The 22,620-nt window shown below is 47.6% G+C and carries 22 protein-coding genes; 18 read left to right on the forward strand and 4 right to left on the reverse strand.

The window, feature by feature from the left end; translation table 11 throughout:
* The first annotated feature begins 13 nt into the window (after window positions 1-13).
* From tsaB to K0504_RS03935, 8 genes are all read left to right on the forward strand, one after another.
* On the forward strand, window positions 14-724 hold the full coding sequence (tsaB, locus tag K0504_RS03900) for a tRNA (adenosine(37)-N6)-threonylcarbamoyltransferase complex dimerization subunit type 1 TsaB (protein WP_220102853.1): 711 nt from the start codon (window positions 14-16) through the stop codon (window positions 722-724).
* Between the two features lie 149 nt (window positions 725-873).
* On the forward strand, window positions 874-1,707 hold the full coding sequence (locus K0504_RS03905; protein ID WP_220102854.1) for a class I SAM-dependent methyltransferase: 834 nt from the start codon (window positions 874-876) through the stop codon (window positions 1,705-1,707).
* A gap of 5 nt (window positions 1,708-1,712) precedes the next feature.
* A complete protein-coding gene (locus K0504_RS03910; protein ID WP_220102855.1) occupies window positions 1,713-2,567 on the forward strand; it encodes an alpha/beta fold hydrolase in 855 nt (284 codons plus the stop codon).
* Between the two features lie 199 nt (window positions 2,568-2,766).
* Window positions 2,767-4,440 (forward strand): long-chain-fatty-acid--CoA ligase FadD, encoded by a 1,674-nt coding sequence (fadD, locus tag K0504_RS03915; RefSeq protein WP_220102856.1) that lies wholly within the window; start codon window positions 2,767-2,769, stop codon window positions 4,438-4,440.
* Window positions 4,441-4,623: 183 nt separating this feature from the next.
* A complete protein-coding gene (locus tag K0504_RS03920) occupies window positions 4,624-5,958 on the forward strand; it encodes an Lcl C-terminal domain-containing protein (RefSeq protein ID WP_220102857.1) in 1,335 nt (444 codons plus the stop codon).
* A gap of 89 nt (window positions 5,959-6,047) precedes the next feature.
* Window positions 6,048-6,515, forward strand: coding sequence for a hypothetical protein (locus K0504_RS03925; protein ID WP_220102858.1), 468 nt, complete (start codon window positions 6,048-6,050; stop codon window positions 6,513-6,515).
* Window positions 6,516-6,533: 18 nt separating this feature from the next.
* Entirely contained in the window at window positions 6,534-8,012 is a 1,479-nt protein-coding gene (locus tag K0504_RS03930; RefSeq protein WP_220102859.1) for an ATP-binding protein, read from the forward strand.
* A 36-nt stretch (window positions 8,013-8,048) separates the two neighbouring features.
* Window positions 8,049-8,753, forward strand: coding sequence for a response regulator (locus tag K0504_RS03935; RefSeq protein ID WP_220102860.1), 705 nt, complete (start codon window positions 8,049-8,051; stop codon window positions 8,751-8,753).
* A gap of 33 nt (window positions 8,754-8,786) precedes the next feature.
* Here the strand turns inward: K0504_RS03935 and K0504_RS03940 are convergent, their stop codons facing one another.
* Window positions 8,787-9,167 (reverse strand): hypothetical protein, encoded by a 381-nt coding sequence (locus K0504_RS03940; protein WP_220102861.1) that lies wholly within the window; start codon window positions 9,165-9,167, stop codon window positions 8,787-8,789.
* 39 nt (window positions 9,168-9,206) lie between these two features.
* Entirely contained in the window at window positions 9,207-9,599 is a 393-nt protein-coding gene (locus K0504_RS03945; protein ID WP_220102862.1) for a rhodanese-like domain-containing protein, read from the reverse strand.
* Between the two features lie 296 nt (window positions 9,600-9,895).
* Here K0504_RS03945 and K0504_RS03950 point away from each other — a divergent pair, with 296 nt between their 5' ends.
* The 9 genes from K0504_RS03950 to K0504_RS03990 all read left to right on the forward strand — a co-directional run bounded on the left by K0504_RS03950 (window position 9,896) and on the right by K0504_RS03990 (window position 19,579).
* A complete protein-coding gene (locus K0504_RS03950; protein ID WP_220102863.1) occupies window positions 9,896-10,669 on the forward strand; it encodes a class I SAM-dependent methyltransferase in 774 nt (257 codons plus the stop codon).
* A 250-nt stretch (window positions 10,670-10,919) separates the two neighbouring features.
* Window positions 10,920-11,855, forward strand: coding sequence for a homocysteine S-methyltransferase family protein (locus tag K0504_RS03955; RefSeq protein ID WP_220102864.1), 936 nt, complete (start codon window positions 10,920-10,922; stop codon window positions 11,853-11,855).
* Between the two features lie 31 nt (window positions 11,856-11,886).
* On the forward strand, window positions 11,887-12,024 hold the full coding sequence (locus K0504_RS03960; protein ID WP_220102865.1) for a hypothetical protein: 138 nt from the start codon (window positions 11,887-11,889) through the stop codon (window positions 12,022-12,024).
* The gene (locus K0504_RS03965) at window positions 12,021-14,363 is read left to right on the forward strand and encodes a winged helix-turn-helix domain-containing protein (protein ID WP_220102866.1); all 2,343 of its coding nucleotides are present in this window, start codon (window positions 12,021-12,023) and stop codon (window positions 14,361-14,363) included. Before K0504_RS03960 ends, K0504_RS03965 begins: the two co-directional genes overlap by 4 nt.
* Before the next feature lie 298 nt (window positions 14,364-14,661).
* Window positions 14,662-15,561, forward strand: a complete 900-nt coding sequence (locus K0504_RS03970) for a sterol desaturase family protein (protein ID WP_220102867.1) — start codon at window positions 14,662-14,664, stop codon at window positions 15,559-15,561.
* Window positions 15,562-15,655: 94 nt separating this feature from the next.
* Entirely contained in the window at window positions 15,656-16,474 is an 819-nt protein-coding gene (locus tag K0504_RS03975) for a DUF2797 domain-containing protein (RefSeq protein ID WP_220102868.1), read from the forward strand.
* Entirely contained in the window at window positions 16,471-18,468 is a 1,998-nt protein-coding gene (locus K0504_RS03980; RefSeq protein ID WP_220102869.1) for a RecQ family ATP-dependent DNA helicase, read from the forward strand. Before K0504_RS03975 ends, K0504_RS03980 begins: the two co-directional genes overlap by 4 nt.
* 85 nt (window positions 18,469-18,553) lie before the next feature.
* Window positions 18,554-18,835, forward strand: coding sequence for a hypothetical protein (locus tag K0504_RS03985; RefSeq protein WP_220102870.1), 282 nt, complete (start codon window positions 18,554-18,556; stop codon window positions 18,833-18,835).
* 540 nt (window positions 18,836-19,375) lie between these two features.
* Window positions 19,376-19,579, forward strand: coding sequence for a cold-shock protein (locus K0504_RS03990; protein WP_220102871.1), 204 nt, complete (start codon window positions 19,376-19,378; stop codon window positions 19,577-19,579).
* 252 nt (window positions 19,580-19,831) lie between these two features.
* Here the strand turns inward: K0504_RS03990 and K0504_RS03995 are convergent, their stop codons facing one another.
* Window positions 19,832-20,215, reverse strand: coding sequence for a YchJ family protein (locus K0504_RS03995; protein WP_220102872.1), 384 nt, complete (start codon window positions 20,213-20,215; stop codon window positions 19,832-19,834).
* 147 nt (window positions 20,216-20,362) lie between these two features.
* Between K0504_RS03995 and K0504_RS04000 the strand changes: the two genes are divergently transcribed.
* Window positions 20,363-22,207, forward strand: a complete 1,845-nt coding sequence (locus K0504_RS04000; RefSeq protein ID WP_220102873.1) for a DUF885 domain-containing protein — start codon at window positions 20,363-20,365, stop codon at window positions 22,205-22,207.
* Here the strand turns inward: K0504_RS04000 and K0504_RS04005 are convergent.
* Complete coding sequence (locus K0504_RS04005; RefSeq protein WP_220102874.1) at window positions 22,199-22,597, reverse strand: TraR/DksA C4-type zinc finger protein; 399 nt, start codon at window positions 22,595-22,597, stop codon at window positions 22,199-22,201. The genes K0504_RS04000 and K0504_RS04005 overlap by 9 nt on opposite strands.
* Window positions 22,598-22,620: the final 23 nt, after the last annotated feature.

Raw genomic sequence — 22,620 nt, forward strand, 5'->3', positions numbered from 1 at the left:
GAAAGAAACCTTCATGACTAAAGCACGGATCCTGGCGATTGATACTTGCACTGAGAGTTGCTCAAGTGCGCTGCTCTGCGATGGCGACATTATCAGTCAAAGCCAATTAGCGCCGCGTGAGCACGCCAAATTATTACTACCTATGGTCCAGCAATTACTCGCTGACGCGCAAATGAGTTTAAGCCAACTTGATGCCATTGCATTTGGCCGTGGCCCGGGAAGCTTTACTGGTGTGCGGATTGGTACTGCAACGGCGCAAGGGTTGGCGTTTGGCGCCGATTTGCCGGTATTACCGATTTCAACCCTACAAGCCTTAGCACGGCAAGGTTATCGTTTATCCGGCATCGAGCAACAATTGGCAGCTATTGACGCGCGCATGAACGAAATGTATCTGGGCGCCTATCGTCATCTCGACGGTGACATGGTTGCCGTTGCCAAAGAGCGGGTTTGCCCACCCGAACACTGGCGTGAGATCATCGAAAGTGCGCCAGCTACTTCCGATTGGTATGCGACTGGCTCTGGTTGGAACGCTTACTTAGCAACTCTCGGCGAGTTACCGTCTAATGTAACGTGTCATGCTGACGACCTATTTCCGCTCGCAGAAGACATGGTTGCGTTGGCTGAGTTTGCTTGGGCTCGAGGTGAAGCTGTGGATGCGGCACTTGCACAGCCTGTTTATTTACGCGATACCGTGACCTGGAAAAAATTGCCCGGCCGCGAATAATTTTTAAGCTAAATTCTCACCAAATCAGCTCAAGCCAGCCGATTCTGTTTCAAAATATGAATAGGGCTGGCTATTTTGACTGAAATTCCCTTATGTTATCGCCCGTACTCTTCCGTAATGACAATAAATCTCAATAAAGGAATAACCCTATGTTAGGACGCTCGTGGACTAAAAAAATAGCTACCGGCCTAAGTTTCTGTACGTTGCTCTCGGCGGCAGTTATTTCCGCTCAGGTATCGGCAGATCCGCAATTAACAGAGGTTGTGGCTGATGAACGCCGTGGCGATGCGGCTAAGCGTGATATGTATCGGCACCCAACCCAAACCCTCAGTTTTTTCGGCATTAAACCAACGGATACGGTCATTGAGTTGGCACCGGGCGCTGGCGCTTGGTACACCGCTATTTTGGCACCTTATTTAAAAGCAGAAGGTCAGTTTATTGCGGCTAACTTTGTAACAACTGGCGATGAAAAATCGTATTACGTGCGCGCAGGTAAGAAATTCCTCAAAAAAGTAGAAATGAACAAAGACTGGTGGGGTGATATACAAGTCGTTGAATTTTATCCGCCAGAAGCGAGTAAGCTCGCTGAGCCGAATAGCGTGGATATGGTGGTGAGCTTCCGCAGTCTGCACGGTTGGCATCGTGATGGTAATTTGCAAGATGTTGTCGCGTCGGTATACCGCGCGTTAAAGCCAGGCGGCGTGTTTGGTGTGGTTCAACACCGCAGCTTGCCTTCAAAAACCAATGAAGAACTTAGAGGCACGGGCTACATTAATCAGAATGAAGCGATTGCGTTGATTGAAGCGGCTGGTTTTTCGTTACAAGCGAGTTCAGAAATTAACGCCAACGCCAAAGACACCAAAGATCACCCGAAAGGCGTTTGGACGTTGCCGCCTTCGCTACGTCTAAAAGATCAAGATAAAGACAAATATCTAGCGATTGGTGAAAGTGACCGCATGACCTTGAAGTTCGTTAAACCATAACGACCATGCAACACCCTTGGCACTATGAGCTGGCGGGCTTAACGCTCGCTGGCTGGTTGCACCGCCCACCAAACGCCACGCCCGACACGCCTTTGATTGTGGCAACTCATGGTTGGCTTGATAACGCTAACTCGTTTCTGCCACTGGCTAAACGATTAACCAACTATCAACTCCTCGCATTCGACTGGCCTGGTCATGGCTTATCAGATCACATCGCCGAGCATAGCAATTATCACTTTGTTGATTGGGCCGACACCTTACTGCAGGTGTTGGACGCGCAAATTGGTCCGGTGATTTTGCTAGGTCATTCCATGGGCGCATTGGTCAATACCTTAGTTGCGGCGGCATTTCCGGAAAAAGTCAGCAAGCTGATCTTAATTGAAGGCGCCGGACCGTTAACCGTCGAGCCCGAACAAGCAACCGCTATGTTGCGTAAAGGCTTGCTGAGTCGCACGCGAACCCGCAATAAACTGGCGCGTCATTTCGACACATTGGAAGACGTCGTTAAAACTCGGCAACAGGCATCGCCTGATTTAAACGATGCACTGGTGACGCTATTAGTGGAGCGCAATGTGGAAGCTTCGAATCAGCAGCTGCGCTGGCGCTACGATCCACGCTTAAAAGCGTTATCGGCAATGCGCATGACTGAGTTACAAGCACAACAGTTATTATCGAATATAGAATGCGACGTGCTAACCGTTATTGCTGATCAAGGCTATGCGCAAGTACGTCAGCTGCTTGAACAACGCCGCTCATGTTTTAAATCCATACAAAAAGTAGTGCTACCAGGCGGCCATCATGTGCATATGACACGCCCCGATGATCTTGCCGAGCTTATCGATGAATTTGTCGCCAACTAAAATTCAAACGCTTGATTGAAAATATGCGCTAGCTCTCAAGCTGAGCATAACAATCGATGCGATTTCGCAAAATTGTGTCACGATTCCAACATTAGAGTGTTAGCTCTAGCTGAATTCCTCCAAAGTTAACATTGGCTGGAGTTTTTGCAGTTACACTCAATCGATAATCTAAAAAAAAACAACATTGCAGGAGAGCGCAGTGGAGAAGATCTGGCTAAAAAATTATCCAGAAGGGGTTCCTGAAACCATTAACCCCGAACACTACACCTCACTGGTCGATATCTTTGAAGAGTCGGTCCGAAAATATCCGGATCAGCCAGCGTTCATTAATATGGGTGCTGTTCAAACCTTTCGCAGTTTGGAAGAGCAAAGCCGCGCATTCGCCGCGTACTTGCAACACGAACTAAAACTTGAGAAAGGTGATCGTGTTGCCATTATGATGCCCAACTTGCTGCAATATCCCATTGCGCTGTTTGGTGCCTTGCGCGCCGGCATGGTCGTCGTCAACGTGAATCCCTTGTATACACCACGTGAACTCAAGCATCAGCTAAATGACTCCGGTGCGAAGGCGATTGTGATCGTATCTAACTTTGCCCACACCCTTGAAAAAGTGGTTCGTGAAACGCCGGTACAACACGTTATTTTGACCAAGCTGGGTGATCTACTGGCACCGGTCAAACGAACATTGGTTAACTTTGTGGTTCGTTACGTCAAGAAGATGGTGCCCAAATACGACCTACCTGGCGCGTTATCGATGCGTCGTGCGTTAGCCAAGGGTCATCAACTGACTTACGTGAAACCGAGTATTACGCATGACGACTTGGCATTCTTGCAATACACGGGTGGCACTACGGGCGTAGCAAAGGGCGCGATGTTGTCGCACGGCAATATGGTCGGTAACTTAGAGCAAGTTGCCGCGGTGGTCAGCCCTGCTATTGTGCCGGGCAAAGAATTTATCGTCACGGCGTTGCCGCTCTATCATATCTTTGCGTTGACCGCGAACTGCCTAACCTTTATGAAATACGGTTGCGCCAATTTGCTCATTACCAACCCTCGTGACATTCCTGGCTTTGTTAAAGAGCTTTCGCGGTATCCGTTTACCGTCATGACGGGGGTAAATACATTATTCAATGCACTACTCAACAATGATGACTTCAGAGCAATGGACTTTAGCCGCTTTAAACTAGCCATCGGCGGTGGTGCGGCGGTTCAGCGAGCGGTTGCTGAACGATGGCAAGATGTCACCGGCGCGGTATTGCTTGAAGGTTATGGCCTGACCGAATGCTGCCCGCTAGTCACGGTATCGCCACTGAATCAACCCAGTTACAACGGCAGTATTGGACTACCAGCGCCTTCCACGGATATGCGCTTGGTGGATGACGAAGGCAATGATATTGGTCCAGGTGAGTCTGGCGAGCTTTGGGTCAAAGGGCCTCAGGTGATGCAAGGCTATTGGGGCCGCCCCGATGCAACTGACGAAGTGATTGTTGAAGACGGCTGGCTTCGCACTGGTGATGTTGCCAAGGTGGACGATGAAGGCTACTTCTACATTGTCGATCGCATCAAAGACATGATTCTGGTGAGTGGCTTTAATGTCTTTCCGAATGAAATCGAAGATGTGGTTGCCATGCACCCTGATGTGGTGGAAAGCGCCGCGATTGGTATTCCGCACGAAGTAACTGGCGAATCAGTAAAAATATTTGTGGTGAAACGAAGCCCTGAATTGACCGAGTCTGCCTTGATCCAGCACTGTCGCAAGCACTTAACTGCTTATAAAATCCCGAAGCAAGTGGAGTTCCGCGATGACTTACCTAAATCGAATGTTGGTAAGATACTTCGACGAGAATTGCGTAAGCATGAGGTTCAGGAGTAACGCCGCTCGTTGCCTGCTCACCTGAATTCACTAAGCCAAGCTGAGATGCTTGGCTTTTTTTGTAAAAAATTTGATAGACCTTTGGTTAGTCAAATGTTGCACAAACACTCCTCGTCGGCTGCACAGTTTCTTCATAATTGATCATTACCTTGTCCCTATCGTCAATTTACATAGGGCAGCTGTATGGGCAGTGTTCGAAATGGTCTTAGCTTTGGCCTTGTTCTTTCTGCGCTGCTATACGGATGTGGAAGCAGCGGCTCCGGCTCAGACACTCAAAATTCGGTAACTTATACAACCGATAGCGGTAGCTCTGGTTCAACGGCGGAATTACCTCTGGCCAAGTTACAGGTGGTTGATACAGGCCAGCTGTTGTGTTTTGACAACACAAATGAAATCACTTGCCCCAACCAAGATGAATCATTCTATGGACAAGATGCACAACAGCTTGGCTTGACCTTTGATTTACAACTCAATGGTGATGGCACCGTTACTGATTACAACACCGGATTGATGTGGCAGCAGAGCCCTGATCAAAATGGCGATGGCGTCATCGATATCAACGACAAGTTGACTTATGAGCAGGCTACCGATCAGTTGCCTTTAAGTTACGCTGGCTACGATGATTGGCGCTTACCGACCATCAAAGAATTGTATTCCCTAATGGACTTCCGTGGCACCGATCCGAGCGGCTATGACGGAACCGACACATCCAACCTGATTGCCTTTATCGACCGGGACTATTTTGATTTTGCTTACGGCGATACGGCTGCGGAAGAACGCCTTATTGATGCGCAATTTGCCTCCAGCACCTTGTATGTAGACGAAACGGCAAACGGTGGTGACTCTATTCTCGGGGGCGGTACCTTGTTTGGCGTTAACTTCGCCGATGGCCGTATCAAAGGGTATGGCTTAAGCCTGCTCGGTTCGGACAAAGATTTCTACGTTATTTATGTGCGTGGCGAAAGCGGCTATGGCGAAAACCAGCTCGTTGATCATAACGACGGCACCATCACAGACCTAACAACAAGCTTGATGTGGCAGCAACATGATTCCGGCGTTGGCTTAAATTGGCATGATGCATTGGCCTACGTACAACAGCAAAATGAAGCGAGCTTATTGGGTTATAGCGACTGGCGCTTACCGAATGCGAAAGAGCTGCAAAGTTTGGTCGACTACAGCCGTTCGCCAGTCACCTCAAATTCGCCAGCCATTGCCGCTGAATTTGATAGCACGGCCATCATCAACGAAGCCGGTGAACTGGACTATCCATTTTACTGGACCAGCACAACCCATAAAAACTGGACTGACAGCGCTGGCGGCGCGGCAGCCTACGTCGCGTTTGGTCGCTGTCTTGGCTTTGATACTAACAGTGACTCGTGGATTGACGTTCATGGGGCAGGCTGCCAACGCAGTGATCCTAAAGTGGGCGACCCTGCTGATTACCCGCAAGGCCATGGGCCTCAGGGCGATGCCATTCGCATATTCAATTATGTGCGACTAGTCCGCGGCGGCAGTTAGTTATCGGTTTTCGGATCCTGAGGCATTGCTAGCAATGCCTCAGGATTTCTGTTTCGTTCATCATGAATAATACCAACAAGGAAACTACTATGACGTCTATTCAAGGCTCAATGAGTAACATGATGCCGCCTCCGCCCAAAGGGCAAAACAGCACGACTCTCACTGAAGAGCAGTCTCAACTCATTACCGAAACGCTTGAGCAATATGATGCTGATAATTTAACGGAAGCCGACGCAAAAGCGATTGTTGAAACCTTCAGTGAAGCGGGTATCCAGCCCAGTGAAGCATTCGCCGCGCAACTCGATGAACTGGGGTTTGATGCAAAAGCAATTGGTGATTCTGCTGGCATGGATGGGCCTCCTCCACCACCACCGCCAGGTGAGCAAGTCGCTTCTCTGAGTATCACTGAAGAAATGCTGAGCGAGCTCAATACACTACTTAACGAGATGAGCGAAGGTAACTTGTCAGACGATGAGCAAGCGAATACATTGTCTCGGATTAAAGATATTTTTGAACAAGGCATGCCCGAAGGGGGCTTAGTTGATATTACCGTATAACGCGCTGGTGGTGTTGTTTTGACACTATCGAAAAAGCTAAACGGTGCCTTTCTGGGCATTACCGTATTTGTGCTGTTGCTGATGCTTGGTTTGGCCCGTTGGAGTTTTGAGCGCGGCTTTCTTGAATACGTAAACGCCATTGAAACCTCTCGCCTAGAAAGCCTAAGTAGCATGCTCTCTGAACTGTATGTAGCCCAAAACGAGAGCTGGGATACCATGACGCGCTCTCAGTTCAACTGGATGTTGAACATGTCCGCGGTGATGGCTCGCGGAGACGGTGGCGACTTTCTGCCACCACCACGCGCACGCCGAGAGCCGCCTCCGCCGCGAGGTGCACGTTCAGCGGCCGATGGCGGGCCAAGTCGTTTTCCTCCGCGTGGGCCGGGCCCACAAGGCGGTCCTCCAATTGGTGGGCCACCGCCAACTCAATTGCACGATATGAACGGCAATGTGATTGTTGCTGATAGCCTTGAAGCGCTAGATGACAATGCGATTCGTGTACCCGTTATGGTCGGGAAAATTCAGGTTGCTACCTTGTTAAGTGCGCCCAAGTATCACTTTGATTCACCAGAGGAAACCGCCTTTTCTCGCCAACAATTGATCACGTCATTATTGGCGGCGCTAGCTTGTTTAGCGTTGGCTGGCGCGGTAGCGTTTTTTGTGTCAGGTCGTATTCTTGGCCCTATTCGGCAAATGATTGCTAACGTATCGCGTTTGTCGAAGGGCGATTACACCGCACGTCTTGATGGCAAACAAACCGATGAACTAGGCCAATTAATGACCGATATGGATCACCTTGCGTTTAGTTTGGAGAAAAACCAGTCGGCAAGGCAGCGCTGGATTGCGGATATTAGCCATGAATTGCGTACGCCGATGACCGTGCTCACCGGCGAGTTGGAAGCCATTAAAGACGGCATTCGGCCGTTCGATCATCAGCAACTCATGTCAATTGATCAGGAGATCGCGCGCTTACGCCGTTTAGTCGATGACTTATATCAGCTTTCATTGTCTGACATTGGTGGCCTGCGATACCGGTTTGAAAATTTGGATTTATCTGAACTTGTTCAACTGTCGGCCGACTCGATAGTCGAACGTTGCAAAGGGCGAGGGCTAACCTTAACCGTTAGCGCCACACAAGCGTTTATGGTCAATGGTGACGAGCAACGTTTGCAGCAATTGATTACTAATCTGCTAGAAAACGCCATTGCCTATACTGATCAGCCGGGCCAGATCCAACTGGTCTTGGAAGCGTGCGGTCAACAGGTGTGTTTGTCGGTGCGTGACTCGGCTCCTTCGGTACAACCAGAGGTGTGTGAGCAGTTATTCGAACCCTTGTATCGGCAAGACTCGTCGAGGCAACGACGAGAATCCGGTGCAGGCCTTGGCCTTGCCATCTGTAAAAATATTGTCGAAGCACATCACGGCTCCATCAATGCCACGCCATCGGCCATTGGCGGATTGGAAGTTAATGTTAAATTGCCCCTTTTGCTGAATTGATAGCATTTGAACAGGGTAGCCTGAGGTAAACCTTATATGTCACAACCCCTTGTATTTATCGTTGAAGACGAACAAAAAATTGCTCAGGTCTTGGTTGATTACCTAGAGCAATCCAATTATCAAACCACCACGTTTTATAGTGGCGAGGGGGTTGTTGGCGCTGTGCGTGATCAGAAGCCCGATTTCATCATTCTCGATGTGATGTTGCCGGTTGTGGATGGCTTAACGCTATGCAAAGACATTAGAAAATTTTCGCAAGTGCCTATCATGATGCTGACTGCTCGTGTTGACGAAATTGATCGCTTGCTTGGGTTAGAGTTCGGCGCCGATGATTACGTGTGCAAACCATTCTTACCGCGAGAAGTTGTTGCGCGGGTGAAAACCATTTTGCGGCGGATTGAACATACTTCGGAGTTGGCAAATAGCGAACAATCTCAAAGCCAAAAAGTTATGCGTTATCGAGAAGTGGTACTGGATGCGGATCAATTTCGCTGCGAAGTCGCCGGCAATACGGTGATTTTAACACCGGTAGAATTTGCACTACTGCAAACCATGTTGGCTAAACCCGGCCGGGTGTTTAGTCGCGAGTTGCTGATGCGTGCCTGCTATGACGATATGCGCGTGGTTAGCAATCGGACGATTGATAGCCATATCAAAAACTTACGTAAGAAAATTGATGCCGAGTCGGACGAAGATGATTTGATCCACTCCATTTACGGTCTCGGCTATAAAGTTGAATAGATAGACCGTAAAATTTATCAGCAATTGCGCTGTTTAGCCGAATGGGGCGACCGCAGACCAGATAAAAGCAAGTGCTAGGACAACACCTAGCACGCCAATAATGCGAAAAACGTTAGCGAATTTAGTGGCAGCCCAAACCGCGAACTGCTGATGAAATCGAGGCGGTGTAAGCAGCAAGCCAACACCGACACAAATTAACAAATAACCCAACACCGTTATGATTGTGGGGATAGCGGTTTGGTGCGCCAACGCGACAAACAATGCGCCGATCGTGATCCGGCTGATAATCTCGAATAAATGGAAGTGGCGCTGTTGGCTAAATCGAATGATGCCATCGGCAAACGAGTGCGGGTTGTAGACCATCCATAAACAAAAGCCAGCCATTAAAAGCCCAAATGCGATGACGACAATCACAGCAAGGGCTCTTTAGTGGAAGCGCTCCACGGGTGGCTTTTAGCAGCCACAAACAACATCTTTGCCGGTCGAAGCTTGACTACCGTCGGTCGCGTAGCCATCTCTGAGCCACCAATCCAAACCGCCCAATAGTTCTTTTACCTTGAAACCAAGCTGGGCCAGCTTAAGCGCGCCTTTAGTTGATGCATTACAGCCAATACCGTCGCAATAACTGACGTAAACAGCGTCTTTATCGAGCTGTTGAGTGGTTTCTTCGGTCATGGTTCGATGAGGAATGTTGATGGCTCCAGGAATATGCTGCAGGGCAAAAGCTTCTGGCGAGCGGGCGTCGATCACAACAATATGTTGATTCTCAGTGAGCGAGACATAGAGATCCCACGAGTCAATTTCATAGTTCAACTTATCTTGATAGTGCCTGATTTGCTCATTCATCAAGGTATTCTCCATAGATTTTTTATGTGGTTCAGCCGACATTCTTGGTTACTAAAAAGAGTGCCTGACAAGTCTACTTCCACCTAAAATGGGAGCGATGATCATCATCTTGCACGAACTTGCGAAGCAAATGTCGATTTTATAACGTTAATTGCATTGGTGATGAGATTTCAAGTTTTGCGAACTCCCTCGTGAAATGTCATTGGGCCGATGAAGTCCGATTCACCCGCCATTGGCAGTGCTAAAACCGGCATCGCCTCGCTATTTTTTGTTCACTTAGACCGAAGGAGCTTGTAGTGGATTACCTAAAAATCAACAAAGAGTCGTGGAACAAAAGAACAGAAATCCACGTTGCGTCGAAGTTCTACGATGTTGACCGGTTTTTACAAGGAAATACGTCGCTTCAAGACATAGAGTTGCGCGAATTGGGGCCAGTGGCAGGTAAAACCTTGCTGCATTTACAATGTCATTTTGGTTTAGATACGCTGTCTTGGGCCCGTTTGGGGGCAAAAGTAACTGGGGTCGACCTATCGTCAACAGCCATTGATAAGGCAAATTTACTGGCGAAGCAAACGGCGTTAGATGCTCGTTTTATTTGTTCCGATCTCTATAGTTTTGGTGAAAACTCAACCGAGCAATACGATGTTGTTTTTACCTCGTATGGGGCGCTTTGCTGGTTGCCCGATCTAGCGCATTGGGCAAATGTTGTCGCGCGCAGTTTGAAACCTGGTGGAACCTTTTATATCGCCGAATTTCATCCGTTTCATGACGTGTTGTCAGGCTATTCCTACTTTCATAATTTAACCCCAGATATTGAGGAAGAGGGGACGTATACAGAAAATGACCCAGGTGACACGCAAACAGTTATAACTTGGGCACACCCGCTAAGCGAAGTCATTTGTGCGTTGATTCAAGCGGGTATTCAGATCGAACAATTCAATGAATACCCGTACAGCCCTTACAATTGTTTTGATGGTATGACTGAGCGAGAAACGGGTAAGTTCTATCTCAAACACCTCGAGCAAGACATCCCACTGGTATATACCATCACAGGCACAAAAGGTGCATAAAAAGCTATATTACGAAGCCTTCCATCCCGCTGCGGGTTGCTGTTAAGCGCACTAATGCGGCTAATTTAGCGGAATTCACGCTAGCCAATCGATGAGCTACCACAACATGAGTGGGTGTATGGCTCGATACGCACGCGAGCGTTGCAGATGAAAGCCGAGTGGACGATACGTAAGCGTCAACGCAATGCTTAACTGTAAATGGATATCGCACTGATGAATCTTGCGCTAACTGTGCTAGGAGGGGACTAACATGGCGCTTTATCGACATAACCTGCCTCATCTCGGTGCGGATATTTTTGCATGCTATACCGGCATGGACACGGAGATTCTATTTCGCGATGGCATTGATTTACCGGGGTTTGCTTCGTATCCCTTGTTACTTAACCCGCAACATAAAAATTTAATCCGTAATTATTACTGCCAATTGGCCGAGCTAGCCCGCGAGCAAAACGTAGGGTTAATTTTAGATTCGGTAACTTGGGTGGCCAACCGAGATCGAGGCGCTGCGCTCGGCTTTACGCCCTATGACTTAAAACACTTCAATATGGCCGCCATTGATCTTCTTGTCGATGTAAGACAAAAAATGGGAGATCTGCCAACGGTGCTCTCAGGACAGGTTGGCCCACGAGGCGACGGCTATACTGCTGACGATAGGATGACGACTGAGCAAGCGGAACACTACCATGCCGAACAAATTCAAGTGTATTCGCAAACCGAAGTGGACTTCATCAGCGGGTTCACCTTGTGTTATCCCGAAGAAGCATCGGGCATCGTGAGAGCGGCCACAAAGTATAAGTTGCCAGTCGCTATTTCATTTACGGTTGAAACTGACGGGCGACTACCAACCGGCATGTCGGTTAAAGACGCTATTGAACAAGTAGATGACGAAACCTATGGTAAGGCGATCTATTTCCTGATCAATTGTGCCCATCCGGAGCACTTGCTGAATACATTTAGTGATGGTGTTTGGTTGCAGCGTTTAAGAGGCGTGGTGGTCAATGCTTCTCGGTGTAGTCATGCTGAACTGAATGATTCAGAGACGCTAGATGATGGTGATCCTAATGAGCTGGGAATGCAGGTCGCCAAGCTGCGTCAGCAATTTCCTCACTTTACCATATTGGGAGGCTGCTGCGGCTCTAACCTGCGTCACATGAAGCGCATACTAGAACAAGCAAAGGTCGCATAAGCGTCTATCGACTCAAGGAAACTGGAGCGTCATGGAGAGTAAAACTTTAGAGCTAGGCACAACTAAGTGCTTGTTGCGTCGTGTCGCAACAGGTATTCGCCTACGCACGCTAGCTTCACATTTGGCAATTGAACGAAGCAAATTAGGTGTTGGTTGGATGTCGCCATGATTTACCGGTTTGGTGCCTATGAAGTCAATACGGATGAATATCGGCTAACCTGCAAGGGGCGATTGATTGCAGTTGAGCCAAAGGTTTTTGATGTTGTTGCCTACCTTATTGCTAACCCCAACAGGGTCGTGCCCCGAGCTGAGTTTTTCACTGAGTTATGGGCGGGAGTAACGGTCTCTGATGCCACATTAAGCAATCACATCAAGCTCGCGCGTGCTGCGCTTGGCGATAACGGCCACGACCAGCGCGTTATAAAAACCGTGCATGGTCGTGGCTATCAATTTGTCGCCGTTGTGGAAAAAGGCGAAAAGGAAAATGTGTTGGCGACAGAAGCGCCAAACGCGGCCTCGCCGCCATTTGTTGTGGAACAGGCCAAGCTCGACTCGTCAAACGCTCAATCCACCAAGTGGATGCCGATGGTTTGGGTGGCCTTGATAGTTGTCACTCTGATCGTGATTGCCGCAGTGGCTTTTGTTCTCGGCCCATTTCACAAGGCGACGACTCTGCCGCTAATGGATTCGACAAGTCTGGTGGGGCAGCGCTCGATTGCCATCCTGCCGTTTAAAAACTTAACGCGGTCAACGACAGACGATTATTTTACCGATGGCATTCATGGCGATTTACTCACTCAAATTTCAAAAATTCACGGTCTAAAAACGATTTCCCAATCGTCTGTAATGCATTACCGCGCTAGCCAACAGAGTTTAACTGAGATCGCTAATGAGTTAGCGGTGGAGCATCTTCTTGAAGGTAGTGTGCAGCGAGCGGGCGATCATATTCGTATTGCCGTTCAATTGATTGAGGCAAATACCAATGAGCAACTATGGGCAGAGACCTATACGCGAACCTTGAGCGCTGAAAATATTTTTACGATTCAACATGACATCGCCTTGTCTATCGTCACGCAATTAAATCTTATTCTCGCGCCTAGTGATGCAGCACTAGATACGCCTTTTCCCACCACAAATTTACAGGCATTAGAGGCATATTTCAGAGCTAAAGCCATGTTCGACCGAGGTACCCGCCAAGGCTTTATTGAAGGAAGCCGGTTACTCGAACGTGCCATTGCATTAGACCCTAACTTTGCTTCAGCTTATGCCGAGTTGGCCCTTGCGCGGTTGGGCCTTATTTATTGGGCTGGCTTACCAACGGCAGCCCAGATCGAAAGTGCCAGCGACAGTGTCAAAAGGGCGCTGGATTTAACCCCGCATTCAAGTGATGCCCACACAGCGCGTGCGGTACTTAACAGCAATAAGGCACTATTCAGTGAGGCGGAACAAGCGTTTCAACATGCTATTTCACTGAACCCGAACAACGCAAAAGCGTTGCACGAATACGGCTTATTTTTGTTGTGGCGGCGTAATGCGCCATTTAAAGCGACCGATGTATTGACCGAAGCGAGACGAACTGCACCCCGCGACGATAACATTGCATTGGCACTGGTGAGTGCGCTGACGAACTCCGGGCGATTTGACTCGGCGTTGCAGCTGGTCGACTTGGTGTTGGCGCGATCACCTAACTTAGCGCCGGCGTACCGAGCTAAATCGGATATTTACTATTGGATGGGCCATCACCTTGCACAATCCCAATCGTTATTGAGCGAGAGTTTACGGTTAGATCCTAATATGCCCTTTAATGCCATGGTCATGTCCACTGCGTACGTTATGGTGGGCGAAACCGAGATAGCTAGTCGCTGGTTAAGGCACGCGGTAAAGCTAGCACCGGATGCCAATAACGCTGAATTTTCGAACGTCATCATCGAATTGTTCAACGGCAACCGAAATGGTGCGTTTGATGCCTATATGGCGAGCGATATTGACGAATTTGTTTTTCCTGTGGTGATTTATGACGTCGTGGCCGAAGGGATAGCGCTGAATCGACTTGACGTGCTTGAACAGTATTATCGGCGGCACTTTGCCCCACTTTTTATCGACAACGCTGAGATTGATGTAACTAACTATATTCCCGCCATTGCCGTTGCTCGCATATTCATTGCAAAAGGCCGATATCAAGCTGCAGAACGATTGCTCCATCAGAGTTTGGCGGTCGTTCAAGTGCCGCCATATGGCGGTTGGAATTACCGAGAAAATGACTGGAAAACCAAAATATATTTGGCTTTGGGAGAAACTGATTTAGCCGTACTGTCGTTCAAGGAATATGTTGCTGCTGGCTTTGGCGCGTTGTCCATTATCGATGACCCTTTGTATCAGCCGCTGCGCAAATATCCGGAATTCCTTACCGCTATTGATGTGATGAAACGTTATCTCGAAAATGAACGAGAAAAAATGCGGCAGATGGCGCTAGACGGTTCGTTGATGCTGCCACCCGAAGATAATTAAATGTCGCTGTTACGTCGCCTTCTATTAGTAGTGCTCATGACGAGGCCCTACTATCGTTCGGGTGAAGCGCTTCCCGCCGGGTGCTAAGGCAAGGGATCTTGTTCCCAGACCGAAGGTAATCGGCGCCGTTATCAAAATAATAGATAATCGTTAGACAGTGCATAAGCAACTTACCTGCCGCTCTTACATCATCACAGAGCGTGCTAGGGCTGAGATTTACCCATCAATTGGGTAACGGGATGTGAAAGCTACTAGCTTCCCAAAACCAAACAAGGCGCAGTTGAAAAGGAGTTTTACCATGCATCTTTCAGAATCTCAGAAACAGTTTTTATGGACATTGCCGCAACCGATGTTTGTACTCGGTGGGACCATTCTCATGGCGTTGGTATGCGTATATGAGTGGATGGATAAATGGATATTACTGACGTTAATGATGTGGTTATGCATTCCTGTCATCATGTTAGGCGAACGAATATCACCCCGTCGGAAAGACTGGTGGCTTAGCCGTGGCGATCTATTTCGCGATGTGTTCTGGGTACTATCGTCCTATCTATTTTGGATTCCATTCTTTACTGAATATTACGAAGGGCCGATTCAAAGTGTATTTGGGCGTTTGCGAGACTCAGTGGGATTTAGCCTTAGCCTAGAAGCTCACAGTATCGGCGGTTTATTGATGATGGCGCTGCTAGCAACGCTTATTATCGAATTCATTGCATATTGGCTTCATCGTTTGCAGCACCGCTTTTTGTTCTTTTGGCGGATTCATGCAACTCATCATCATATCTCTAAGATCAGTGTGGGCCGCACCAATAGAACTCATCCATTAGAGTTCATTGGCCTAACGCTTGGTATGGCTGTCACGGTTAGTTTTCTGGTCGCTAGTACTGATGTGATCGCCGTTATACTGGCATTTAAGACGCTTTCGGTGAACGTCAACCACGCTAATATGCCATTGCGCTCAGGTGTCTTTGGTTGGATCTTTAATACCGCCGAATATCATCAACTTCACCATTCTAAAAACTATGCCGAGAGCAACAGAAATTACGGCTGTGTAGTGATTTTATGGGATCGGGTGTTCGGCACCTTTTCAGCAAAACCTCAAATTGAGCATGCGGGGGCGGGCACAGGCCAGAAACTGCCACTTTGGAAACAATTGGCACTGCCGTTCTTCTCCAATCGTGCATTGCGGAAATTGTAATGCGTGCTTTGCAATTGATGTGTTATGTCTAACGCAGCCTTTGAGCGTGCCCTGCGGTATACTGCGCGGCGAACAATTGGCTTAAAGGTTAACTATGCAAGGCACTCTTAAGAAACTCCAAACTTCGTTGAATGATGCTAACGAGGTTGTGTATCAATTGCCGGTTGGCGAGCAGTTGTTACCCCTTAACCCGCTCATTGGCAGCAAACTTAAGCTCAGTCACACCGGCAAGATCAACTGCTGTAATTGCGGCAAGGTGACTAAGAAAAGCTACTCCCAAGGCCACTGTTTTGTGTGCATGAAAAAGCTCGCTAGCTGCGACATGTGCATTATGAAGCCCGAAACCTGCCATTATGCGCAAGGGACATGCCGCGAGCCGAGTTGGGGAGAAGCAAACTGCTTTGTGCCTCACTATGTTTATTTGTCGAATACGTCAGGCGTCAAAGTCGGCATCACTCGGCATACCCAAATTCCGACCCGCTGGATTGACCAAGGCGCCACACAAGGGCTTCCAATCTTTAAAGTGAAGTCGCGTCATGTATCTGGTTTGGTTGAAATTGCGCTAGCCAAGTTGGTCGCCGATAAAACCCATTGGCAGGCGATGTTGAAAGGTAATAATGAAAATATCGATTTGAACCAAAAGGCCGCGGAGCTGATCCCTCTCATCGAGGATGCGCTCACTGATATTATTCAACAGCACGGTGCTGATGCCATTGAACGCCTCGACCAAGCGATTCAGCCGATACACTACCCAATTACCCAGTTTCCGCTCAAAGTTAAATCCTACAACCTTGATAAAGCGCCACAAATTGACGATGTACTTGTGGGGATCAAAGGCCAGTATCTGATTTTTGAAAATGGCGTGATCAATATTCGAAAATATACCTCGTATGACGTTGTTGTTGAGGCATGAGTGCTCAAACTGTGCCTCATTCAGCAGCGCTAACCGCAACGCTCAAAGACAAATTTGGTTTTGAGCATTTTCGGCAAGGACAGCAAGAGGTTATCTCGCGTGTTTTAGCTGGCGATTCTGCGCTGGCGATTTTCCCGACGGGCTCGGGGAAATCGCTGTGTTATCAGTTTTGCGCAATGCAAATGCCAAACTTAACCTTAGTTGTTTCGCCATTGCTGGCGCTCATGAAGGATCAACTCGATTTTTTAACTGCGCATCATATTCCTGCAGCAAGTCTCGACTCGAGCCTTAGCTACGACGAATATCGTCAAGTCGTTGCCTATGTGAAAAGCAACAAACTTAAAATTTTGATGGTCTCAGTTGAGCGCTTTAAAAATGAGCGTTTTCGTTTGCTAATGGAAGGCGTTGATATTTCGTTATTGGTGGTTGATGAAGCCCATTGTATTTCTGAATGGGGTCATAATTTTCGGCCAGACTATTTAAAGCTGCCAAGCTATCAGCAAGCCTTACATATTCCACAGACATTGCTGTTAACGGCCACGGCCAATAAGCAAGTAAAGCTGGATATGGCAAACAAATTCAATATTGCCTCAGATGCCATTGTGCAAACAGGGTTTTACCGTTCGAATTTAAACTTAAATGTGGTGGCGGTGGATGAGAGCGAAAAGGCCTCAGAGCTTCACCGTCTGCTCAATCAGTATGAAGGGCAAAGCGGCATTGTATACGTGACCCTGCAGAAAACAGCAGAGCAGGTTGCCAGCAACTTGCAGCGTGCCGGTATCAATGCCAGTGCTTACCATGCAGGCATGAAAAATGACGAGCGTTGGCGAATACAAGATGGCTTTATGCGCGGCGAAATTCCTGTTGTGGTCGCCACCATTGCATTTGGTATGGGCATAGATAAATCGAACATTCGTTATGTCGTGCATTACGATCTGCCAAAGTCGATTGAAAACTATAGTCAGGAAATTGGTCGTGCAGGGCGCGATGGCTTGCCTGCAGATTGCTTTGTGTTAGGTAATTTAGACTCGCTAAATACCATTGAGAATTTTGTTTACGGCGATACACCCGAACAATCAGCCATTGAAGCGGTGTTGAATGACATCGCGCAACGCCCAGACCATCAACAGTGGGAAATGCAACTTTATAAACTGTCTAACACCTCAAACATTCGCCAACTCACGCTAAAAACCCTCTTAGTTCAGTTGGAAATGCAAGGTGTGTTGACGCCGTTGTATACCTACAGCGCAGACTATTCCGTGAAAATGCTGTCTGACGAAAGTACGATTTTGGCCACTTTTGACGGCGAACGTCGCTGGTTTGCCGCATGTGTTCTCGAACACATTCAGTTTAAGCGCACGTGGGGCTCCGTCGACTTCGAAGGGATTTATGCGGCCTGCAAAGACTCGGGCAATCTTGGTGACCGCAAACGGGTTATCGCGGCATTGGAATATTTCAAAGAACAAAGCTGGATTGAGTTAAAACCTTCGGGCGCCGCCGAGGTGTTTGCAGTTAACGCTAAAGCCATGGATGATGATCTTGCGAAGCGGCTTTCCGGCCACTTTTCGACCCATGAACAAAGTGAAATCAAACGGATCGCCTTACTGTTGCGTTTTTTACAGTCGACGCGATGCTTAAGTTTCGGATTGGCGAAATATTTTGACGATCAAAACGCACCGCAACAATGCGGCCATTGCAGCGTGTGTAAAGGGCATACCGCTCAGTTTTCGGCACCGAAAGCCGTACACCTTGATACCAATTTGCTGCTAACAACTAGCCAGGCGTTAACGGCACATTTGCAAGAGCGGGGCATCTCAGCGCCGTCGAACGAGTTAATCACGCGATTTTTAGTTGGTATTAATGTGCCAGTGTTTACGCGTACAAAAGCAAAAACAGTCGCTGGCTTTGGCATTGCTGAATCGATGCGTTATGACAGCGTACTGAAAGTATTAATGAGTCAATGTTTACCTCAAGATAAAAGTGACATTGGGTAAAGACTCTAAGACGATTGGGTAACGACGCATCCGAACAGGTGGCGTTGGGTTTAGTAAATGGCTTTGAACACAAGAAGGACGTTGTATGAATTTGGATAAAGCGAAAAAACGTATCGCGAAACAGGTTAACAAAGGTTTCAATGGATACCCCTCGATTACCCTGCAGTATTTAGGCGCAACTAAGGAAGTTGCCACAGAAGTCGTTGTTCAATTTACGATGAATGAAGGCGAGAGTGCGCAAGAGCAGCGTTTTTCTTGTGAAACAGACATCCGAGAAAATGAGTTGATTCAAACGACGTTGCTCAAAGTCATTGAGCGAGCGAATGTCAACTCTGTCGTTGAAATTGAAGGCGTGACAGTTGTTTAGTTTTTACTCATAAAGGCTCGTTAATCGACTAATTTATTCGTGTTGTTCTTGAGAATAGAAATTAATTTCAGCCATTAAGTATTGTTGAACGGATACTTTATTAGCACTCGTTCGCTTGATTCGGCACTTTAAACCACGAATATAAGCCTGAAAGTACACCAAATTGATAGATTAAATAATTTTTTGTGAGTCGATAAATATTTGTTTTGTTCGGCATAACCTTCACTTTTTTACGCACAAAAATTGTGCTGAGTACTGTTTTTGGGTTCCGTTACTCGCATTTAATTAAAGTTTTTTCGGCTTTAAGTTGCTGTTTTAAATGTGTATTTTTGTTTGTTTTTCGCTGAGCTTTGTATTCGAACGACAACCGACTATTGGTCATAACAACATGTGCCAACAATAGCGACGCGAACGGCCAAAGGGCTAATTGCTCGCTGCGCCCAGTCAGTAAGGTGTAATGTTCTCTTATATCAAGGGCTATTTATGTTATGGTACTGTCGGAAATTGAACACGAACATCACAGTAATAGAGAGAAACAGTATGAGTTCAGGAACAGTAAAGTGGTTTAACGGCGACAAAGGCTTCGGTTTTATCACTCCAGATGATGGCAGCAAGGATTTATTTGTTCACCATTCAGAAATTCAAATGGATGGCTACAAATCACTTGATGAAGGTCAGAAAGTAGAATTTGTTGTTGGCCAAGGTCAAAAAGGACCATGTGCTACCAACGTAAAACCTTTATAAGCGATTAAATGTAGTCGTCTGACATAGGCCTTTATTGGCATTGTGTCTGAAAAGGTTACCAGTGAAGAATTTGCATGTTGAATTAGTTGCAGATTTTTCTTGGTAACCTTTTTATTTGTCGAGAAAAAAGTGATGCGTGCTAACGCAATGATTGGCCACCATCAACCGATTAGTCACTTCCTTGAGTACAACTTACTCTGCTGATGACCTTTCCCAAAAACCATCGACGTAGCCACTTTGGCGATGTACCAATTAATCACTGCGATCCAAGTACCACCACCGGCCTTTTTCAAAGCGAAAGTTTGCGACTTCGTGGTGCTGTTTAAGTTGGCCTGATTGGCGGTACAGCGCAACAAATTCAACCACACCTTTAGTGCCCAGCTTATGAGATTGCGCCACGTTCAACGCCAACCAAGCACAAGAGTCATTCCAGGTCTTAATGGCATCGGCATCTGCGGGGCGTGTCGAGGGGTGCCAGCTTTTTAAAATGAAGTCTAAGTCGCCAGTGGCATGAGCACTATAGCGTGCACGCATCAACTGCTCTGGGTGGCGAGCAAGTTTTGGATTCAGGTGAATCGCACTGCAACATTGTTTAGCCGCTAACATTGAGCCACAAGGGCATTGGTTTTTCTTCATGATGGTTTGCATTGCAAGAATAAAGAACCGATATGGTGCGGATCATAACTAGCTGTTGTCAAATCAGAATCATCTAGTTTATATCGATATTGATGGCGTCTGGCGCTACAATCAGCGCTCAGTTGTTCATTGCTCGTTGGATCTTCTATGCGCCCCTCTGCGTTGTTTACTACTACCGCTGCTGCGTTATTCCTTACCCTAGCAGGATGTGATAATTCAGGCTCTACTGCTAACACAAATCCTTCTCCTGATGCGCTCATCAATGTCGGGGAAGAATGCGATATTAGTCAGCTTAAAGGCGTGTTGGACGATTACTTTATTGCATCGAAACAGCTTTATCCAATGTGGGCAACGGCGCTTGGCGATACCGAACTAAACGGTAAGTTTGCCGATGGCCTATCCGATCAATGGTTAGCGCAGCGCCACACGTTAAACACGCAATCGTTAGCTCAAATACAGCAACTTAATACCAGCTGCTATCGTCAAGGCGAGCAGCTCATTGTCAACGAGTTTACTCGGTCGCGCCAATTGGCCTTGGTGGGCGAAACCTTTCCCACGCGATTTTTACCGCTTAATCAATTTAGCAATCCGTATTCGAGCTTAATTCAGTTTGCTTCAGGCAAAGCGGCGCAACCATTTGCAACGGTGGCAGACTTTGAAAACTTTAATGCCAGAGCTGAAGCGTTTACGCGCTGGGTTGATCTTGCCATCAACCGAATGAACGAAGGCATTGAGAGTAATGTGACACTGCCGCGAGTGTTAGCGCTCCGGTCGGCAGAGCAAATTCGTCGGACCTTGGGCTTGCCACAGTCTGAAAGCCCTTTGTGGGGCGCTTTAGTGCAGGCAGTGGCCGATGATACCTGGACGCCGCAAGAGCGCCAAAAAATTACAGCCCTGTTTGAACAAAGCGTTGAACAGTACATTGTGCCCGGATTGGCCAAGTTGGCCGACTATCTCGAAACGGACTATTTGGCAAAAACGAGAGCATCCGATGGCTATTGGGGCTTGCCTAATGGACGGTTGTGGTACAAGCACTACGTCAATGTATTTGTTGATGACACCCGATCGGTAGAAGAGATTCATCAACTCGGTTTAAGTGAAGTCTCGCGAATTCACCAACAAATGCTAGAGATTGGCAAGTTAGTCGGCATTGAAGGTGACCTACAGGCGGTGTTCCATGCCATGACGTCGGACGACAAGTTTTACTTTGACAATGGCCAGCAGCTCGTTGATGGCTATAACGAACTTAAGCAACACATCAATCCGTTGCTCGATGACTATTTCGCCAATCAACCCGCGCAAGATTATGAGATTCGCGAAGTCGAAGCTTACCGAGCGGCCAATGCAGCTGGCGCAAGTTATATGATGGGCAGCCGAGATGGCTCTCGCCCTGGAGTGTTTTACGTTAACACCCACAACTTACGTGCTCAGCCTAAATGGGGCATGGTAACCCTGTCATTACACGAAGCATCCCCAGGCCATCACTTTCAAATTGCAACCCAGTTAACGTTGCCGGTGTTGTCGGAGTACCAAAACTACCAAAGCAATGGTGCGTTTGTTGAAGGTTGGGCGTTGTATGCCGAACACCTCGGTCTAGAAATGGGATTGTTCAACGACCCTTATGATCATTTTGGCAAGCTAAGTGATGAACTCTTGCGGGCCATGCGACTGGTTGTTGATACTGGTTTACATGATAAGGGTTGGAGCCGCGAACAAGCCATCAGTTACATGATCAATAGCTCGCCAATGGCCAAAAGCGACATTGTGGCAGAAGTTGAACGTTATATGGCTTGGCCGGGGCAAGCATTGAGCTACAAGCTAGGCGAGCAAACCATTTTGGCATTGCGCGCCAAAGCGGAACAACAATTAGGTGACAGGTTCGATATTCGGGAATTTCATGACGTGGTACTGCGAAACGGCTCGATTAGCCTCCCCACGTTACGATTACAAATTGAGTTGTGGCTTGCTCAGAAACAGCGCGGATCAGAGTAAGATCCGCTTATTATTTTTGATGACATGCTTGTGAATCTGATCACAAGCATAACAACGCTGGGTAGTGGCATCGCGTTGGAGCATGTCTGTTTCAATCGATTTTTCGCAATCAGCACAAAAACCATAAAGGCCTAGCTCTGTTTGTGCTAACGAGGCATCTACTGCTCGTAAACGATTTAAAATTCGATTCACTTCTTGGCTTTCTTCATCCGCTAACGCATCAACAATTTCATCGCAGCTTAACGTTTTAAGCTTTTGCAGCACACGCTGAACCTCAGTTGAGTCAACTGCGTGTAGCGCCATTGCCAAATCTGCGATTAGTAGCTGTCGCTCGCTTTCCAACGTCTTTTTGAAACGCTCAATTTTTGCCATGAGTTGTTTGGTAGCCATATGTCTTGCCTCATTAAGTGCTG

It is taken from the genome of Neiella holothuriorum (assembly GCF_019457915.1).
Taxonomy (GTDB): Bacteria; Pseudomonadota; Gammaproteobacteria; order Enterobacterales; family Neiellaceae; genus Neiella; species Neiella holothuriorum.

Bases quoted from the DNA above. Each gene is read 5' to 3' on its own strand.
- tsaB (WP_220102853.1), top strand. From the start codon at position 14: ATGACTAAAGCACGGATCCTGGCGATTGATACTTGCACTGAGAGTTGC.
- K0504_RS03905 (WP_220102854.1), top strand. From the start codon at position 874: ATGTTAGGACGCTCGTGGACTAAAAAAATAGCTACCGGCCTAAGTTTC.
- K0504_RS03910 (WP_220102855.1), top strand. From the start codon at position 1,713: ATGCAACACCCTTGGCACTATGAGCTGGCGGGCTTAACGCTCGCTGGC.
- K0504_RS03920 (WP_220102857.1), top strand. From the start codon at position 4,624: ATGGGCAGTGTTCGAAATGGTCTTAGCTTTGGCCTTGTTCTTTCTGCG.
- K0504_RS03925 (WP_220102858.1), top strand. From the start codon at position 6,048: ATGACGTCTATTCAAGGCTCAATGAGTAACATGATGCCGCCTCCGCCC.
- K0504_RS03935 (WP_220102860.1), top strand. From the start codon at position 8,049: ATGTCACAACCCCTTGTATTTATCGTTGAAGACGAACAAAAAATTGCT.
- K0504_RS03945 (WP_220102862.1), bottom strand. From the start codon at position 9,599: ATGAATGAGCAAATCAGGCACTATCAAGATAAGTTGAACTATGAAATT.
- K0504_RS03955 (WP_220102864.1), top strand. From the start codon at position 10,920: ATGGCGCTTTATCGACATAACCTGCCTCATCTCGGTGCGGATATTTTT.
- K0504_RS03960 (WP_220102865.1), top strand. From the start codon at position 11,887: ATGGAGAGTAAAACTTTAGAGCTAGGCACAACTAAGTGCTTGTTGCGT.
- K0504_RS03965 (WP_220102866.1), top strand. From the start codon at position 12,021: ATGATTTACCGGTTTGGTGCCTATGAAGTCAATACGGATGAATATCGG.
- K0504_RS03970 (WP_220102867.1), top strand. From the start codon at position 14,662: ATGCATCTTTCAGAATCTCAGAAACAGTTTTTATGGACATTGCCGCAA.
- K0504_RS03975 (WP_220102868.1), top strand. From the start codon at position 15,656: ATGCAAGGCACTCTTAAGAAACTCCAAACTTCGTTGAATGATGCTAAC.
- K0504_RS03980 (WP_220102869.1), top strand. From the start codon at position 16,471: ATGAGTGCTCAAACTGTGCCTCATTCAGCAGCGCTAACCGCAACGCTC.
- K0504_RS03985 (WP_220102870.1), top strand. From the start codon at position 18,554: ATGAATTTGGATAAAGCGAAAAAACGTATCGCGAAACAGGTTAACAAA.
- K0504_RS03990 (WP_220102871.1), top strand. From the start codon at position 19,376: ATGAGTTCAGGAACAGTAAAGTGGTTTAACGGCGACAAAGGCTTCGGT.
- K0504_RS03995 (WP_220102872.1), bottom strand. From the start codon at position 20,215: ATGAAGAAAAACCAATGCCCTTGTGGCTCAATGTTAGCGGCTAAACAA.
- K0504_RS04000 (WP_220102873.1), top strand. From the start codon at position 20,363: ATGCGCCCCTCTGCGTTGTTTACTACTACCGCTGCTGCGTTATTCCTT.
- K0504_RS04005 (WP_220102874.1), bottom strand. From the start codon at position 22,597: ATGGCTACCAAACAACTCATGGCAAAAATTGAGCGTTTCAAAAAGACG.